General features: G+C 69.8%; 15 protein-coding genes and 1 tRNA gene. 5 read left to right on the forward strand and 11 right to left on the reverse strand.

Going from position 1 to position 13828, the window contains the following annotated elements:
* Positions 1–70 precede the first annotated feature (70 nt).
* A complete protein-coding gene (gene htpX, locus I3F54_RS08480) occupies positions 71–931 on the forward strand; it encodes a zinc metalloprotease HtpX (RefSeq protein WP_240118019.1) in 861 nt (286 codons plus the stop codon).
* Positions 928–1320, forward strand: coding sequence for a YccF domain-containing protein (locus I3F54_RS08485; RefSeq protein WP_240118020.1), 393 nt, complete (start codon positions 928–930; stop codon positions 1318–1320). Before htpX ends, I3F54_RS08485 begins: the two co-directional genes overlap by 4 nt.
* A 423-nt stretch (positions 1321–1743) precedes the next feature.
* Here I3F54_RS08485 and I3F54_RS08490 read toward each other — a convergent pair whose 3' ends face one another.
* On the reverse strand, positions 1744–2994 hold the full coding sequence (locus I3F54_RS08490) for an APC family permease (protein WP_240118021.1): 1251 nt from the start codon (positions 2992–2994) through the stop codon (positions 1744–1746).
* 158 nt (positions 2995–3152) lie between these two features.
* Here I3F54_RS08490 and I3F54_RS08495 point away from each other — a divergent pair, with 158 nt between their 5' ends.
* Both I3F54_RS08495 and I3F54_RS08500 read left to right on the forward strand, forming a co-directional pair.
* Positions 3153–3419: a GlsB/YeaQ/YmgE family stress response membrane protein gene (locus I3F54_RS08495; protein WP_240118022.1), complete on the forward strand. Its 267-nt coding sequence runs from the start codon at positions 3153–3155 to the stop codon at positions 3417–3419.
* Between the two features lie 575 nt (positions 3420–3994).
* Positions 3995–4531, forward strand: a complete 537-nt coding sequence (locus I3F54_RS08500) for a group II intron maturase-specific domain-containing protein (RefSeq protein WP_240118023.1) — start codon at positions 3995–3997, stop codon at positions 4529–4531.
* Between the two features lie 121 nt (positions 4532–4652).
* Here the strand turns inward: I3F54_RS08500 and I3F54_RS08505 are convergent, their stop codons facing one another.
* Positions 4653–5141 (reverse strand): YajQ family cyclic di-GMP-binding protein, encoded by a 489-nt coding sequence (locus I3F54_RS08505; protein WP_240118024.1) that lies wholly within the window; start codon positions 5139–5141, stop codon positions 4653–4655.
* Between the two features lie 221 nt (positions 5142–5362).
* Between I3F54_RS08505 and I3F54_RS08510 the strand changes: the two genes are divergently transcribed.
* Positions 5363–5444, forward strand: a tRNA-Tyr gene (locus I3F54_RS08510).
* A gap of 164 nt (positions 5445–5608) precedes the next feature.
* Here the strand turns inward: I3F54_RS08510 and I3F54_RS08515 are convergent.
* From I3F54_RS08515 to I3F54_RS08555, 9 genes are all read right to left on the reverse strand, one after another.
* Entirely contained in the window at positions 5609–6976 is a 1368-nt protein-coding gene (locus I3F54_RS08515) for a tyrosine-type recombinase/integrase (RefSeq protein WP_240118025.1), read from the reverse strand.
* A 70-nt stretch (positions 6977–7046) separates the two neighbouring features.
* Positions 7047–7235: an AlpA family transcriptional regulator gene (locus I3F54_RS08520; protein WP_205382390.1), complete on the reverse strand. Its 189-nt coding sequence runs from the start codon at positions 7233–7235 to the stop codon at positions 7047–7049.
* A 113-nt stretch (positions 7236–7348) separates the two neighbouring features.
* Entirely contained in the window at positions 7349–8767 is a 1419-nt protein-coding gene (locus tag I3F54_RS08525; RefSeq protein WP_240118026.1) for a phage/plasmid primase, P4 family, read from the reverse strand.
* 196 nt (positions 8768–8963) lie between these two features.
* Positions 8964–9866, reverse strand: a complete 903-nt coding sequence (locus tag I3F54_RS08530) for a bifunctional DNA primase/polymerase (protein WP_240118027.1) — start codon at positions 9864–9866, stop codon at positions 8964–8966.
* A gap of 87 nt (positions 9867–9953) precedes the next feature.
* Positions 9954–10421 (reverse strand): hypothetical protein, encoded by a 468-nt coding sequence (locus tag I3F54_RS08535; protein ID WP_240118028.1) that lies wholly within the window; start codon positions 10419–10421, stop codon positions 9954–9956.
* 14 nt (positions 10422–10435) lie between these two features.
* The gene (locus I3F54_RS08540) at positions 10436–10903 is read right to left on the reverse strand and encodes a hypothetical protein (protein WP_240118029.1); all 468 of its coding nucleotides are present in this window, start codon (positions 10901–10903) and stop codon (positions 10436–10438) included.
* A gap of 16 nt (positions 10904–10919) precedes the next feature.
* A complete protein-coding gene (locus tag I3F54_RS08545) occupies positions 10920–11114 on the reverse strand; it encodes a hypothetical protein (protein WP_240118030.1) in 195 nt (64 codons plus the stop codon).
* Positions 11115–11132: 18 nt separating this feature from the next.
* On the reverse strand, positions 11133–11384 hold the full coding sequence (locus I3F54_RS08550; RefSeq protein ID WP_240118031.1) for a hypothetical protein: 252 nt from the start codon (positions 11382–11384) through the stop codon (positions 11133–11135).
* 142 nt (positions 11385–11526) lie between these two features.
* A complete protein-coding gene (locus I3F54_RS08555) occupies positions 11527–13764 on the reverse strand; it encodes a cell division protein FtsK (RefSeq protein ID WP_240118032.1) in 2238 nt (745 codons plus the stop codon).
* Between the last annotated feature and the right edge of the window lie 64 nt (positions 13765–13828).

Consider the following 13828-nt stretch of genomic DNA (forward strand, 5'->3'; position numbering starts at 1 on the left):
CCACGAGGCCAGTGACATCGCAGATCGACCAGCAAAGGGTTCCCCTGCGGCACGACTTGGAGGGCGTACCGTGCACCGCCGGCACAACGGGCTCAGGACCGCAGTACTCCTCGGGGGACTGTCCGCACTCATCATCGTCATCGGCAGCTTCTTCGGCCGTACGGGCCTGATCATCGCGGTTCTGGTGGCACTCGGCACCAACGCCTACGCGTACTGGAACAGCGACAGGCTGGCCCTGCGCGCGATGCGTGCCCGACCGGTGAGCGAGTTCGAGGCGCCCGCGCTGTACCGCATGGTCCGCGACCTCTCCACGCAGGCGCGCCAGCCCATGCCCCGGCTGTACATCTCCCCGACGGAGGCGCCCAACGCCTTCGCCACCGGCCGCAATCCGCGCAACGCCGCCGTGTGCTGCACCGAGGGCATCCTGCGCATCCTCGACGAGCGCGAGCTGCGCGGAGTCATCGGCCACGAACTCAGCCACGTCTACAACCGCGACATCCTGATCTCCTCGGTCGCCGGGGCGCTCGCCTCGGTGATCATGTTCCTGGTCAATTTCGCCTGGCTGATCCCCATCGGCCGCGACGACGACGACGGTCCGGGCCTGCTCGGCCTTCTGCTGATCATGATCCTGGGCCCGATCGCCGCTTCCCTGATCCAACTGGCCATCAGCCGCTCGCGCGAGTACGAGGCGGACGCCTCCGGTGCCCAGCTCGCCGGTGACCCGCTCGCCCTCGCCAGCGCGCTGCGTAAGCTGGAGGCCGGCACCAAGCAGCTCCCGCTGCCCCCGGAGCCCCGCATCGAGACCGCGAGTCACATGATGATCGCGAACCCGTTCCGGCCGGGTCAGGGAATGTCCAGGATGTTCTCCACCCACCCGCCGATGGCGGACCGTATCGCCCGGCTCGAGAAGATGGCAGGCCGACCGCTGTGAAGACCATCCTGAACGTTATCTGGCTCGTCCTGAGCGGGTTCTGGCTGTTCCTCGGCTACCTGGCCGCGGGCATCCTGCTCTGCATCACGATCATCGGCATCCCCTTCGGCATCGCCGCGTTCCGCATCGGCGTCTACGCCCTCTGGCCCTTCGGCTACACCACGGTCGAGCGCCGCGACGCCGGTGCCCCCTCCTGCCTGGGCAACGCGCTGTGGCTCATCCTCGCCGGCTGGTGGCTGGCGCTGGGTCACATCGTCACCGGGCTCATGCTCTGCATCACGATCATCGGCATTCCGTTCGGCATCGCCAACTTCAAGCTGATCCCGGTCTCGCTGTTCCCGCTGGGCCGCGAGATCGTCCGCACGGACCAGCCGTTCGCGGGCCGCTGAGCGACCCCACCCCCTCGATCCGTCCGACGGGACCGACGGTACCGGCGGGGCCCGTCGGCACCGTCGGTACCGCGCCCGCACCGCCCGCGGGCCGGTCTCGCCCGGCTGGTTCTGCACAAGCGGCCGGTTGTCCACAGGCCGCCCCGGTTGCCGGTGGAGGCGCTCATCATGAATACATGACCGAGAGCCACCGCAGTACAGCACAGTGCAACCGGCCGGAGCGCGCCGGCCCTCCGATCATCCCGTGCCGGGCCCCTAAATAGGGGGTGTTGCGAAAGTCCCGCACAGCACCCACGGCGCCCGGCACGCACTGTCGCCGCACCGGCCGTAAGCCCGAGTACATCCGGTACGAGGTCTTTCGTCCGGCACGCCGAGAGCACGCACCGGACGCCGCGGGCACCGCACCGGACTCTCGAAACACCCCTAGAGCCGCCCGAGCCAGCCCCGCACCCCGTACGCGGTCGCGCCGACCGCCAGCACCCCCGCACCCACGGCCACGGAGCCCCCCGGCAGCGAGAGCGCCAGCACCGCACAGCCGGCGAACCCCACCACCGGGGCCACACGGGCCGCCGGCAACGGATCCAGCGACCACGCCGAGGCGTTGGCGATCGCGTAGTACACCAGCACGCCGAAGGAGGAGAAGCCGATGGCGCCCCGCACGTCCACCGTGGCCGCCAGCACGGCGACCACTGCACCCACTGCCAGCTCCGCCCGATGCGGTACCCGGAAACGCGGATGCACCGCGGCCAGCGGAACCGGCAGATGCCGGTCCCGTGCCATGGCCAGCGTTGTACGGGAGACACCCAGAATCAGCGCGAGAAGCGAACCCAGTGCGGCCACCGCGGCTCCCGCCCGCACCACGGGCACCCACCCGGACCCTCCGGCCGCCCGCACCGCGTCGGCGAGCGGCGCGCCCGCCTCCCCGAGCGCCTCGGGCCCCAGCACGGAAAGGACGGCCACTGCCACACCCACGTAGACCGCCAGTGCGATACCCAGCGCCAGCGGGATCGCCCGCGGGATGGTGTGTGCCGGATCGCGCACCTCCTCACCGAGGGTCGCGATGCGCGCGTACCCGGCGAACGCGAAGAACAACAGGCCGGCAGCCTGCAGCACACCGCCCGCACCCTCCGAGGCGCCGAAGGCCAGCCGCCCGGCGTCCGCCCGGTCCGACCCCAGGCACACGACCACCACGCAGGCGAGGACGGCCAGCACCACAGCCACGATCGCCCGCGTCAGCCAGGCGGATTTGTGGATACCGCCGTAGTTCACCGCGGTCAGCACCACCACGGCCGCAACCGCCACCGCGTGCGCCTGCGCCGGCCAGACGTACGCGCCCACCGTCAGCGCCATAGCCGCACAGGAGGCTGTCTTGCCGACCACGAACGCCCAGCCCGCCAAGTACCCCCAGAACGCCCCGAGCCGCTCACGCCCGTACACATAGGTGCCGCCCGAGGCCGGGTAGCGGGCCGCCAGCCGAGCCGAGGACACCGCGTTGCAGTAGGCCACCACGGCCGCGACGGCGAGCCCGGGCAGCAGCCCGGACCCCGCGGCACGCGCCGCAGGGCCGAGAGCGGCGAAGATCCCGGCACCGACCATGGAGCCCAGGCCGATGACGACCGCATCGCCGACGCCGAGCGTGCGCCGCAGTTCGGCGGCCGATCCGGACGGTGTCATGGCAGGCACCCTACTGATCACCGGAACCACCGGGCGCCGCCATGACGTCCTCTTCGTCAACAGAGCACGAACACAGGCACGAAGGGCACGGTCCCCCCGAGGGCTGAATCACGGCGCGGGAACGGTGTCTGCACACTGCGGAGGGGCAGGTTCACGGCATGGGCATCATCAGCTGGATCATCCTCGGCCTCCTGGCCGGAGCCATCGCCAAGTTCCTGCTGCCGGGACGCGACCCGGGTGGGTTCATCGGCACGACCATCATCGGGGTGGCGGGAGCGTTCATCGGCGGCTGGATCTCGGCCCGCTGGCTGGACCACCCGATCAACAAGGACTTCTACGACGGCGCCACCTGGGCCGCGGCGATCGGCGGCTCACTCGTCCTGCTGATCGCCTACCGCATCCTGTTCGGCAACTCCCGCGAGTGACCGGCCTGCCGACGGCCGCAGGCGCCGGACGGGAGGGGGCGGACACCGTGAGGTGCCCGCCCCCTCCCGTGGTGCGCCCAGCATGGGCGATCGATTGGGGGTGGAAGTCCCCTGGGGGAAGAGGTGGTGCTAACCCCGAGCCGGAGGCAAGGGCGTCATCGTGAGGTGGGGTCTGGAGGAAGCCCGAGGCGAGACCTGGGTACCGAGGAACACGAACCGCGTATGAGGCGTGCTGGTCTGGGTGAGTCGGCTACGGACGGCGATGCCCGTCACTGCCAAGAGGGCCAGTGCGTAAACGCGGCGGGGATCCGGGGACATTGATCGTTCTTACCTGGGGAGATCTGTCCGGGTGTCGGTTGTGCTGAGGATGTCGCCGCGCCGACGGGCTGTGCCGGGAGGTGCTGCTTGACCGGGCAGAAGTCAGCAGAGGTCGTAGTACCGGCCGGGATGAGCCGCGTGGACGGCGGGCTGGGAAGGGCCGAACATCGAGTGGAACGGGTGATGTGGTGGTTGCTCGTGCCGGTCACGTGGACCGCGGCAATACCGCTTCGGCGGTGCCGACCGGGGAGGGACCGGTGCATTCCGGAAGTGCCCCGGCGGAGCGCAGTGGCCGGTCGGCGCACTCCGCGGAGGACGTTCACTGCGATCAGGAGTCCTCGCTGTGGGAGCGGATGCTCTCGAAGGAGAACCTGCTCGCGGCGCTTGGACGTGTCGAGGTGGACCGGGGTGCTCCCGGGGTGGACGGTGTGACCACGGCGGAGCTCCGCCCGTGGCTGCTGGTCCACTGGCCCGTTGTGCGGGCCGAACTCGACGCGGGCACCTTCCAGCTCGCGGACGGGTCCCACCTGTTCCGGGAACTGGACAAGTGGCTGCACCGCAGGATGCGGCAGATCCGCTGGAAGGAATGGAAGCTGCCCAGGACCCGCCGGGCCATGCTGCGCAAGCTCGGGATCAACGAGCAGTCCTCCCGTGAGTGGGGGAACAGCAGCAAAGGCTACTGGCGGATCGCGGGCTCTCCCGTCCTCCAGCGGGCACTGCCCCACTCCTACTGGGAGGGCCTTGGTCTGCGCATGCTCAAGCCGGCCTGGCAACGGCTGAGATCAGCTCGGTGAACCGCCGGATGCGGGCCCGCATGTCCGGTGGTGTGAGAGGAGGGCCGGGCGACCCGGCCCTCCTACTCGATTGGGGAGAACCCGCCGCAGGGCGGCGTCCGTCTCGCCGCGCGGGCAGAGGTCAGCGGTAGTTCACGAACTGCAGCGCGAAGTCGAAGTCCCTGCCCTTCAGCAGGGCGATGACGGCCTGCAGGTCGTCGCGGCTCTTGGAGCTGACCCGCAGTTCGTCACCCTGCACCTGCGCCTTCACGCCCTTCGGGCCCTCGTCGCGAATGATCTTCGCCACCTTCTTGGCGTTCTCCTGGGAGATGCCCTCCTCGATGGAGGCGAAGAGCTTGTACTCCTTGCCCGAGAGCTGGGGCTCACCCGCGTCCAGCGCCTTCAGCGAGATCCCGCGCTTGATCAGCTTGGACTGGAAGACGTCGAGAACGGCCTTCACCCGGTCCTCGGAGTTCGCCTCCATCAGGATCTTCTCCCCGGACCAGGAGATCGAGGCACCGACGCCCTTGAAGTCGTAGCGCTGCGAGATCTCCTTGGCGGCCTGGTTGAGGGCGTTGTCGACCTCCTGCCGCTCGACCTTCGAGACGATGTCGAAACTGGAGTCGGCCATGTCCTGTGGCTCCTTGTATCAGGGTGCGGATGGGGTGGGTGTCGGCGTCCGTGGGGGTGCCGCCGAGCCCGGTGTAGGTCCGGGCCCCATCCGGACAAGCCTAGCCACCCGCCCGTCACCGGGTGGAGATCAATCGGGTGGCGAAGCACCCCTGTGCATCGGGTATTGTTTACGTCGTTGCCACGGGGCGCCGCCGAAAAGCGGTTCCGGGCAGCGACCCCGGCGGTGTGCCCGAGCGGCCAAAGGGAGCAGACTGTAAATCTGCCGGCTCAGCCTTCCCAGGTTCGAATCCTGGCGCCGCCACACGACCGAAAGGGTCCGTGACCAGCGATAACGCTGGACGCGGGCCCTTTCGTCGTTCCCGGGCGCGGCCTGGTCACTATGGGTACTTTTTCCCAGTGTGTCTCACCCTGATTCGGGTGCTGACCAGTCCGTGTGGGGCAGGCGTGGGGCAGCTTTCGGCCCGCCTAGCTGCCGTTCTTCAGCGCCCGCTCGATTCGGGCGTTCGCAGTGGCGGCGCCACCGTCCAGGCACTTCGCGTACACCCGGAACAGCACGGCCACGCTGTGGCCGGCGCGCGCAGCCACCTCCTGCGGTTCCACACCGGAGCTGAGCCACGTGGACACGGCAGCATGACGAAGATCATATGGACGCTTCGCGAGCAGCGACGTGCACTGAGCGGGTGTGAGAGCGCGAGTGCGGGCTTCCGCCCACACCTCTCCGTATCCGGTGTCCTGGATGAGCCCGCCGCGCTGCGTCCGGAACAGCCGTCCGTCGGGGGCGACGCCGTAAGCCGTGACGTGCCACCGCAGCAGGTTCACGAGATCGGGCGGGATCGGCACGGTGCGGACGGCTTTCCGGGGCCGGTGCTTGAGCCCTCTCCGGTCGTGTGCCTCCCCGCTGTCCGTCCAGGCCGAACCCGAGCGCGGACGGGTCTCTCGGAGCCGCAGAGTGCCCCATCCTCGACGGGGCAGGGCGCAGTCTTGGAGGCGGAGACCGATGACTTCCGCCGGCCGCGCCGCCGCGTAGTACATGCAGCCGAAGAACGCGACCAGGCGCCGCCCGCGGGCGCTCTGCCTGCGCACGGCATCGAGCAGCGCGAGAGCCTGCCGGGGGTCTGGCACCGAGGCGGGGTCCAGTTCCTCCGCTACCTGCTCAGGGGCTTTCCACTGCACCTGCGGCAGAGGGTTGTCCGTCAGACGGCCGGCGTCGACGGCGTAGCCGAGTGCGTTGTGGAAGATGGCCCGCTTCCGGCGGATGGTCGACGCGGACGCTGTGGTGCCGTCCAGCTTCTTGGTCAGCGCGTCCAGGGCGGCGCGTACCTGCATGCGGTCGGCCAGCGCGGACGTGGGCAGGGACTTCCGTTCGAACCAATCCAGCACGGCGGCCACGTCGTCCGGCGGCTCCTGGTCACGGCGGCTCACGTTGAATGCCCAGCTATAGAGTGCCGTCCGTACCGTCTGGGCGTCGGCCATGCCCTTGGTGTCCCTGATGAGAGCGGGCGTGACCGTGGCCATGGCTTCAGCGAGCGTCCGGCGAGTGGAGCCGGGGGAGTGCTGCCACTTCATCTCGATGTACTCGCGGGCGTGCCGGTACCAACTCACGTCGTTGCGCTGCCGCAGCTCAGAGAGTGGTACCCCGGTCGACTCGTCGAACGGCTCGCCGGCGTGTGCGGCTCGCAGTAGCTCAGCGCGTCGGCCCTCCGCCAGCGTCTTGGTGCCGAACGTCTGGGAGTGCGGAGTCTCGCCCGTCTTCCAGCGCAATTCTGCGGAGGACTGGCCACGGTCCTTGCGCTGTCGGACAGACCAGATCCGAACGTCGTACGTCTTCCCCATCGGGGGCCTTCCTGCGAAAGGGGCCCGGCGTGAGCCGGGCCCCTGGGGCTGTATCGGTGAGACGGTGTGATCAGTAGGTGGGCGTGTCCAGGCTGCTGAGCCAGTCGTCCAGGTCGTCGCGGCGCACCCGCAGGTGACCGTTGGGCAGCTTCACCAGCCGCGGCGCCTGCCCGCGTGCGCGCATGCGGTAGAAGGCAGCGCGGCTCATGCCGATCTCGGTGAGGACTTCGGGGAGCTTGAGCATCCGGGGGCGGGCCATTTCACTCCTTGGGGAAGGCGTGGTCCGGTGCTGAGTGAGTTGGAGCGACATTGCTCTGAGTCGCGACTCACCGCGACTCAGAGGCGGGTACGCGGCGTTTGAGTCGCGGTGAGTCACGACTCAGGCAGATGTGGTTCGGACGCGGTGAGCGTGATCCCGCTGTACGTGGCGACCTGCCGGCCGTAGGCGTCGCGGGGGCGCGTGCGGTTGAGCTGGGGGACGACGGAGAGCAGGTTGCGGCCGAAGACCTGTTTGGTCCCGGGGCGGACGCCGTTGTCCTCGGCCCACTCCCGCCAGACCATCCACAGCGCATCTACGGGGATGGTGCACGTGGGCCCGGTGGTGCAGCGCTCACGGACGAACGCGCTGGTGGGTGAGGCGGTGTCCTGCATGGTGGTGATGGCTTCGCGGCTGGACGTCGGTTCGGTGATCCGTCCGCTGTGCTGGAGACGGGCGAGCCCTTCCAGCGACCAGTTCAGGATGCCGGGCATCTCGGCGGTGAGCCGGTCGGTCAGGGTGGTGTCTTCCTTTCCCAGCCACGACGTGCGCATGCTGAGCAGGATGAACCGCTTGGCGATGACGCCTGAGGAGTCGCCGAAGTGCGGCAGCTCGTTGGACAGGATCACCAGCCGGGTGGGGAGCTTGCCGGTCCAGGGCTCGCGGTACTTGCGGTCGATGTCGATGGTGTCCTCGCCGGAAATGGTCAGCAGCCGTTCTACGACCTGCGTGTTGTCGTTGCCGGAGAGGCGGGCGTCGGAGATGACTCCGAGGGGCTTGCCGACCAGGGTGGACAGCCCGAAGTTGGTGCCGAGTCCGGCGAGGGTCGGGCCGGCGAGGTTCTCCTTGCCGACCAGCGCTTTCAGTACGCGCGCGATGGTGCCCTTACCGGACCGGGTGGGGCCGACCATGAGCAGGATCTTCTGCTGGTCTGTACGGCCGGACAGGACGTATCCGAACCATTCCTGTACTGCGCGGATGGAGTCGGGGTCATCGGGCCAGAGCTGGGACAGGAACCCTTCCCAGGTCGGCGCGGTGGCGTTGGGGTCGTAGGCGAAGGGGACGGACACGAGGTTGAAGAAGTCGGGGGTGTGCGGCAGCAGCGCGCGGTCACGGATGCGGAGCAGGCCGTTGGTGCACGCCACGATCGGGCCGCCGTCCGGCTCGCACGCGTCGGCGTCGTGGAGCCACGCGGGCGCGTCGGTGTCGGTCGGCAGGAGGGTGATGGCTCCGAGGGCGTCCAGCAGGTTGCTGATTTTCGGTTTGGTGGGGGCCCAGTGGCGTTCCTCGGTCACTCCGTCCTTGACGGCTACCTGGTAGACGGCGTGCTCAAGGCGCTCGTACATGGCCTTGCGGACCTGGGCTTCGTCGATCTCCCGCCAGCAGGTTCCGTTCCAGCGCATCCAGGACGCACGCCAGCGCCGGTAGATGAGCTGTCCGTCCTCGGTCTGCCAGTCGGGCAGCAGGCGGCGAGCGACGGCCATTGGATGGGACGGCGCGGGGAGTTCCTCGGTCTCGGGGGCGGGGCGGTCCATCACGCGGCATCCCTCCGTTCCTGGGGGCTGATGGTCAGCCACGCGACGGGGTACCGGCCGTCGGCACGGCGCGGGTCAGGGCGAAGGGCAGAAAGGACGCCCTTGCGGGCGGCGACCTTCGGTTCGCCCACGGGTGGCTGTGGCGGGCCATGTACGGCGCCCTGAGGGCCGTTTGCGGGATTCCGTGTTGGTTTGTTCATGCCACCCGCCCAGAGGGCGTCTGGAGGCCGTTGGTGACCGCGCGGCGGGCGTAGGTCTCCGGGACGCCCACGGAGACGGCGGCGGCCACGATCTCTTCCCCGAGTGACTCCAGGGCACAGGGGCCGGGGCATGCGGTGTGCTGGACGGCGAGGAAGCGTGCCGCGCCGAACGCCTGTGATCCGGCGCCGGATTCGGTCCGGGACCGTACGAGGGTGAGCCCACGTTCCAGACCGGTACGCACGAAGCGCTCGGTGTGTCGGCACCCGGTGGCGGTATGCCGGTCCCATGGGGTGCTGGGAGAAGACACCACCCCTGCGCGGGCGGGCGTGGTGTCTTCCCTCTCGACCAGCGCGCGCACGGCCGACGGCAGCGCGGTCATCGGGCCGGTGCCGTGGCCCAGCCAGCGGGCATACTGCATGCGCGACTTGACGTCGACTCCGGGGCGTGCGGCGTTCGCTGACCGCATGGTGCCCCGGTAGATCCAGTGCTCCCCGCGCGTCGTCTCGACAACCCGGGTGGCGGGCAGGGTCTCGCGGGCCCAGGCGACGGCCGCCGTGTCGTCGAGGTCGACCACGGTCAGTCCGGCGGCGCCGGGGTGGTAGGCGATGGCGGCGGCCCGGTGCCACGCGGACGCCCACGGCGGGGAGGTGATGACGGCCGGGTTGGTGGTGGCGGCGGCCCACCCATGGCACGGCGCCGGGCACTGGCACGGGCCGGGGTTCTTCATGTGGGGGCGGTCGCCGCACGCGCTGTGCTTGCAGGCGGGACAGTTGCCGAACGGCACCTTCCCCGCGCGCAGCGGCAGCACGGGCACACCGATGGCGGCCAGCGAGAGTGCGGTGTCCAGCAGGCGCGGATGCTGGCCGGGCGCTCGCCGAATGTGGGTGGGTTGGGTCATGCTGGAAGACCTCCGCAGGTCAGTCAGTGGCAGGTGGACAAGGGCGGCCCCGGTTCTTTGGCGAGAGGGGGGCCGCCCTTGGCGTAGCTACTGGTGGTCGGTGAGCGTGTGGGCGTACTGCTGGCGGACGTAGGCGCGCGGGTCGCAGATCGCGCCCGGTTGGTCCATGTCCAGCAGGAACACGGCCGCCGCTTCGGCGGCCGCGGTGGCGTCGCCGTGCACGGTGCCCGGCTCGTCGAGGAGGGCGATGCGGTCGAGGAGGGCGGCCTTGCGCAGGTAGAACTCCCGGTCGAGTTGGGTGTAGCACTCGGCGTCGGCGAGGGTGCGGGCGGTCCATCCGATCTCGCTGTTGATGCTGGGGGCGCCCGCGTATGCCTGTTCGGGGGTGGGCCAGTCCTCGGGGGTGGGGCGGTGGTCGGCGGTGAGGTAGAGGCGGGTGCGTTTGCCGTCGCGGGTCGGGTACCGGCGCACGTCGCCGGTCGTGAACGCGGCCGTCAGCGTGGTGGTGACGCGGTCGGTGTCGGCGGGGTCGCAGATGACGCGGATCTCGAACACTGGGGGGCTCCCTGTCAGCCGTGGAAGTGGTTGCGCTTGATGACGGCCTTGCGGATGTTGACCGTGGTCCCGCCGCTGTGGCCGCTCGCGCTGAACACCTGCACGGCGATCCAGCCGCCGAAGATGACGGCGGCGAGGATGACGAGCTGGGTCACCAGGGCGGTCAGGGCGGTGATGAACGTGGTGAGCATGAGCAGCCCGCCGCACACGGCGAGGAAGCCGACGCCCCCGAGCGCGATGTTCACCGCCGTTCGGGAGACGGCCGGCTTGTGCGCGACCGGTTCGGCCTTGGCCGGTTCGATGGCGTAGCCGGTGACGACGCGGCCGTTGGGGAGGACGACGCTCGCCATGGCGGGGATGGTGCCCGGCTGCACGGGCACGATCGGCGCGGTGTGGGCCGGTGTGAGCGGGGTGGGCGTGTGGACTTCCACACCGGCCGTCTCGTGCCCGGCGGGACGGCTGTACGCGGTGGGTTCGTTCACGGTGCTGGTCTCCCTTCTATCGGCCGGCGTCGGCGAGGGCGCTGGTGACGGCGGTGACGAGCTGGTTGACGGTGTCGCTCGCGTCGGTGCCGGCGAGGTAGAAGCCGAAGAGCGCGACGACGACCGCCGCACCGCCGCCGACGGCCTTGAAGCGCAGCAGCAGCGCGACGCCGACGGCGAGCAGCAGCACGAGCGAGATGGTGATGTCCACGAAGCCTCCGGTCGGGTCTCAGCGGGTGCCGGCGCGGTAGGTGCGCGCGGCGCGGTTGTAGATCCAGCGGCCGACGCGTATGCGCTTGCCGGTGGCGTGGCAGCGGCGGCAGTCACGGCCGCGCTTGGTGTTGCCTTTGCGGTCGGTCTTGAAGGCGTGGCCCATGCCGTCGCACTTGCGGCAGTCCCCGAACGGGCTCAGCCAGCACTTGACGACGTAACCGAGGGTGACGAGCAGTAGGCAGGCGGAAGCGAGCAGAGCAAGGCTCATCAGGGGCCTCTCTGAGGGGGTTGGAGGGGTTTCCGCAGGTCGGCCGCTAGTTGCTAGCAGCCTGATCAGGGGCGGTTTGGGTCGCTAGCGGGGTCGCTTGCGCAAGCGACGCTCCGTGCTTACGCAAGCGACCCCGGGGGGCCTATCCGGCGTCCCGCTTGTTGTTGCGCTCCGTAATCGCGGTGGCGATGTCCTCGCGCTTGATGCCGCGCTTGTTGACCACCTTGCCGTCGATGCGGCGGCTGATCTGCTCGGTGGCCACCCCGTACGGCTTGAGCGCGGCGGTGAGCGCTTCGGCCTTGGGCTTGGCCTCCAGCTCTGCCCACGGGCCGTAGACGTCCGGCCGCAGGTCGGCAAGCCGGTCCACGATGGTCTCGGACCACACCTTGGCCTCGCCCTTGCCGAGCACGGCCGCGACGTCGTCCAGGATCGTCGCGGACGTCTCCGGGGCGGGGGCCTCGCCGGCCGCGTCGCCGGACAGGGTCCCTTCGGCCTCGCGCAGGGCGGCGGCGCGGGTCAGGATGCGGTCGGCGTCGCGGCCGTCGGCGAGGTACGTGCGTACGATCCCGGAGTCGTCGGACATGCCCTTGAGCAGACCCACGCCCTTGTGGGACTTCAGCAGCTTCGACGCGTCCAGCCCCTCCGAGTACGAGCCCGCACCGAGGATGGTGTCCGACACCTGGTAGGCACCGACCCGCAGCGCGAACCGGGCCTGATGCTGGTCACGCAGCTCCGAGGGGCAAGCCTTGTCGTCCGGCTTCTGCGTCGCGGTCATCACCGAGACACCGACGGCCGGGGCGACCCGGGCGAGGTAGACCATCAGGGACAGGATCTCCTTGCCGTGCTCGGGGTGGGTCAGGTACTCCTGCACCTCGTCCACCACGAACAGCGTCAGGGGCATGTTCAGCTTCTTGTCCCGGCTGATCTCCGGGGTGAGCTTGCCCTCCGGGCAGACGTGCAGCGGCAGTTCGGAGAGCCGGTGGTAGCGGTCTTCGACGTCCGCCTTGAGTTCCCGCAGCGAGGTCAGCAGGTGCTGAACCGGGTCGAACCCGTTCTTGGGCACGATGCCGAATCCGATGCGGTGGGCGACTTTGGCGAACGTGCGCCAGTCCGGCGACGCCTTGCCGTCGAACACGTACAGCCTGACGTACGGGTCCAGCGCGGCGGCGAGGGCGATCGTGCGGGCAGAGAACGTCTTGCCCTGCCGCGGCACGGCGCCGACCAGCAGCGACAGCCACAGCATCGTTGCCATGACCGGGTTGCCGCGCTCGTCGACACCCCACGGGAACGGCTTCCAGAAGTCCACCCGCGTTGCCCCCAGCAGCGGGGACTTGCCCGATGGCACGGCGAGCGGGTCACGGTCGGCGATCCAGTACGACACCCTGCGCTCGCTCGTCTCGTCCTTGTCGAGGAAGAGCTGAGTTGCGGCGATGTCCATGCCCGACGCCACCTTGGTGTGAGCACTGAGCGCGTCCTTGAAGGACTTGCCGTATGGCAGATCCACGACCACGCGCCAGCCGTCGCCGTCCCGGCCGATCGGGCGCGGGAACGCGATCGTCTGATCCTTCGTGGTCAGCCCGGCCACCTCGTGCGCGCGGATGACGATGTCGGAAGACAGCTTGCGCTTGCGGAACGTCACCTTGGCCAGGTCGATCAGCGGCCGGTCGGCCGGCGCGCCCACCGCACCGAGGGTGGTGGTCAGCGCGGCCACCGTCAGCATGAGCAGCCACGACGGCGCCATGACGTAGAGGGTGAGCGCGGCGGCGAGGCCGATGGACCCTCCGATCGTGGCCACGATCCCGCGCAGCCTGACGCGGTCGTTGCGTTGCCGGGACAGCTTCAGGTACTCCGCCGCGTCCTCGTTCGCCACGGAGGCGAGCCTCAGCGTCTTGCCCTCCGCATCGAAGACCCACCGACCGATTGCGGTCGACCACCGCCACGCGCCGCGCGGCGAGTACATGCAGATCTTCGGCGTGTAGACCAGCGGCAACCGGATCGCGTGATAGCCGACCACGGCGGAGTAGTGCCGGATCGCCCACTTGCGGACGGCCGTGCGCTGGTCAGGAAGCTTCACCCAGTCCGGCAGCACCGGCATACGGGCCTTGTCCTTGGCCTCCATCCACTCCGCGGCCGAGGGCGGGTAGACCTCGCGCGGCGGGTCGACCGGCGCCCCGTCGGTCAGGCCGTCGGCCTCCGGGTCGTCGGTGTCGGGGAGTTCGGCCTCCCACTCCCCCGGCTTCACCACACCCTCGCTCGGGGCGGCCGGGCCGGTGGGGTCGGGGTCGGTCTTCTTCTTCAGCGGGAACGGCACGATGGCGGCCGTCGGCTGTTCGGTGCCCTCCGGGTCCCCGGCGGGCGTGAAGGTGGTGGTCTCGGTCACGATGTACCTACTCCTTTGGGAGTTGGGGGCCCGGCCGGTTGCTGTGGAAGGTGGGCGGCCGGGC

Source organism: Streptomyces sp. MUM 2J (assembly GCF_022414535.1).
GTDB lineage: Bacteria > Actinomycetota > Actinomycetes > Streptomycetales > Streptomycetaceae > Streptomyces.

Coding starts and splice junctions, on each gene's coding strand:
- I3F54_RS08490 (WP_240118021.1), bottom strand. CDS start 2,994: ATGACACCGTCCGGATCGGCCGCCGAACTGCGGCGCACGCTCGGCGTC.
- I3F54_RS08495 (WP_240118022.1), top strand. CDS start 3,153: ATGGGCATCATCAGCTGGATCATCCTCGGCCTCCTGGCCGGAGCCATC.
- I3F54_RS08505 (WP_240118024.1), bottom strand. CDS start 5,141: ATGGCCGACTCCAGTTTCGACATCGTCTCGAAGGTCGAGCGGCAGGAG.
- I3F54_RS08515 (WP_240118025.1), bottom strand. CDS start 6,976: ATGGGGAAGACGTACGACGTTCGGATCTGGTCTGTCCGACAGCGCAAG.
- I3F54_RS08520 (WP_205382390.1), bottom strand. CDS start 7,235: ATGGCCCGCCCCCGGATGCTCAAGCTCCCCGAAGTCCTCACCGAGATC.
- I3F54_RS08525 (WP_240118026.1), bottom strand. CDS start 8,767: ATGGACCGCCCCGCCCCCGAGACCGAGGAACTCCCCGCGCCGTCCCAT.
- I3F54_RS08530 (WP_240118027.1), bottom strand. CDS start 9,866: ATGACCCAACCCACCCACATTCGGCGAGCGCCCGGCCAGCATCCGCGC.
- I3F54_RS08550 (WP_240118031.1), bottom strand. CDS start 11,384: ATGAGCCTTGCTCTGCTCGCTTCCGCCTGCCTACTGCTCGTCACCCTC.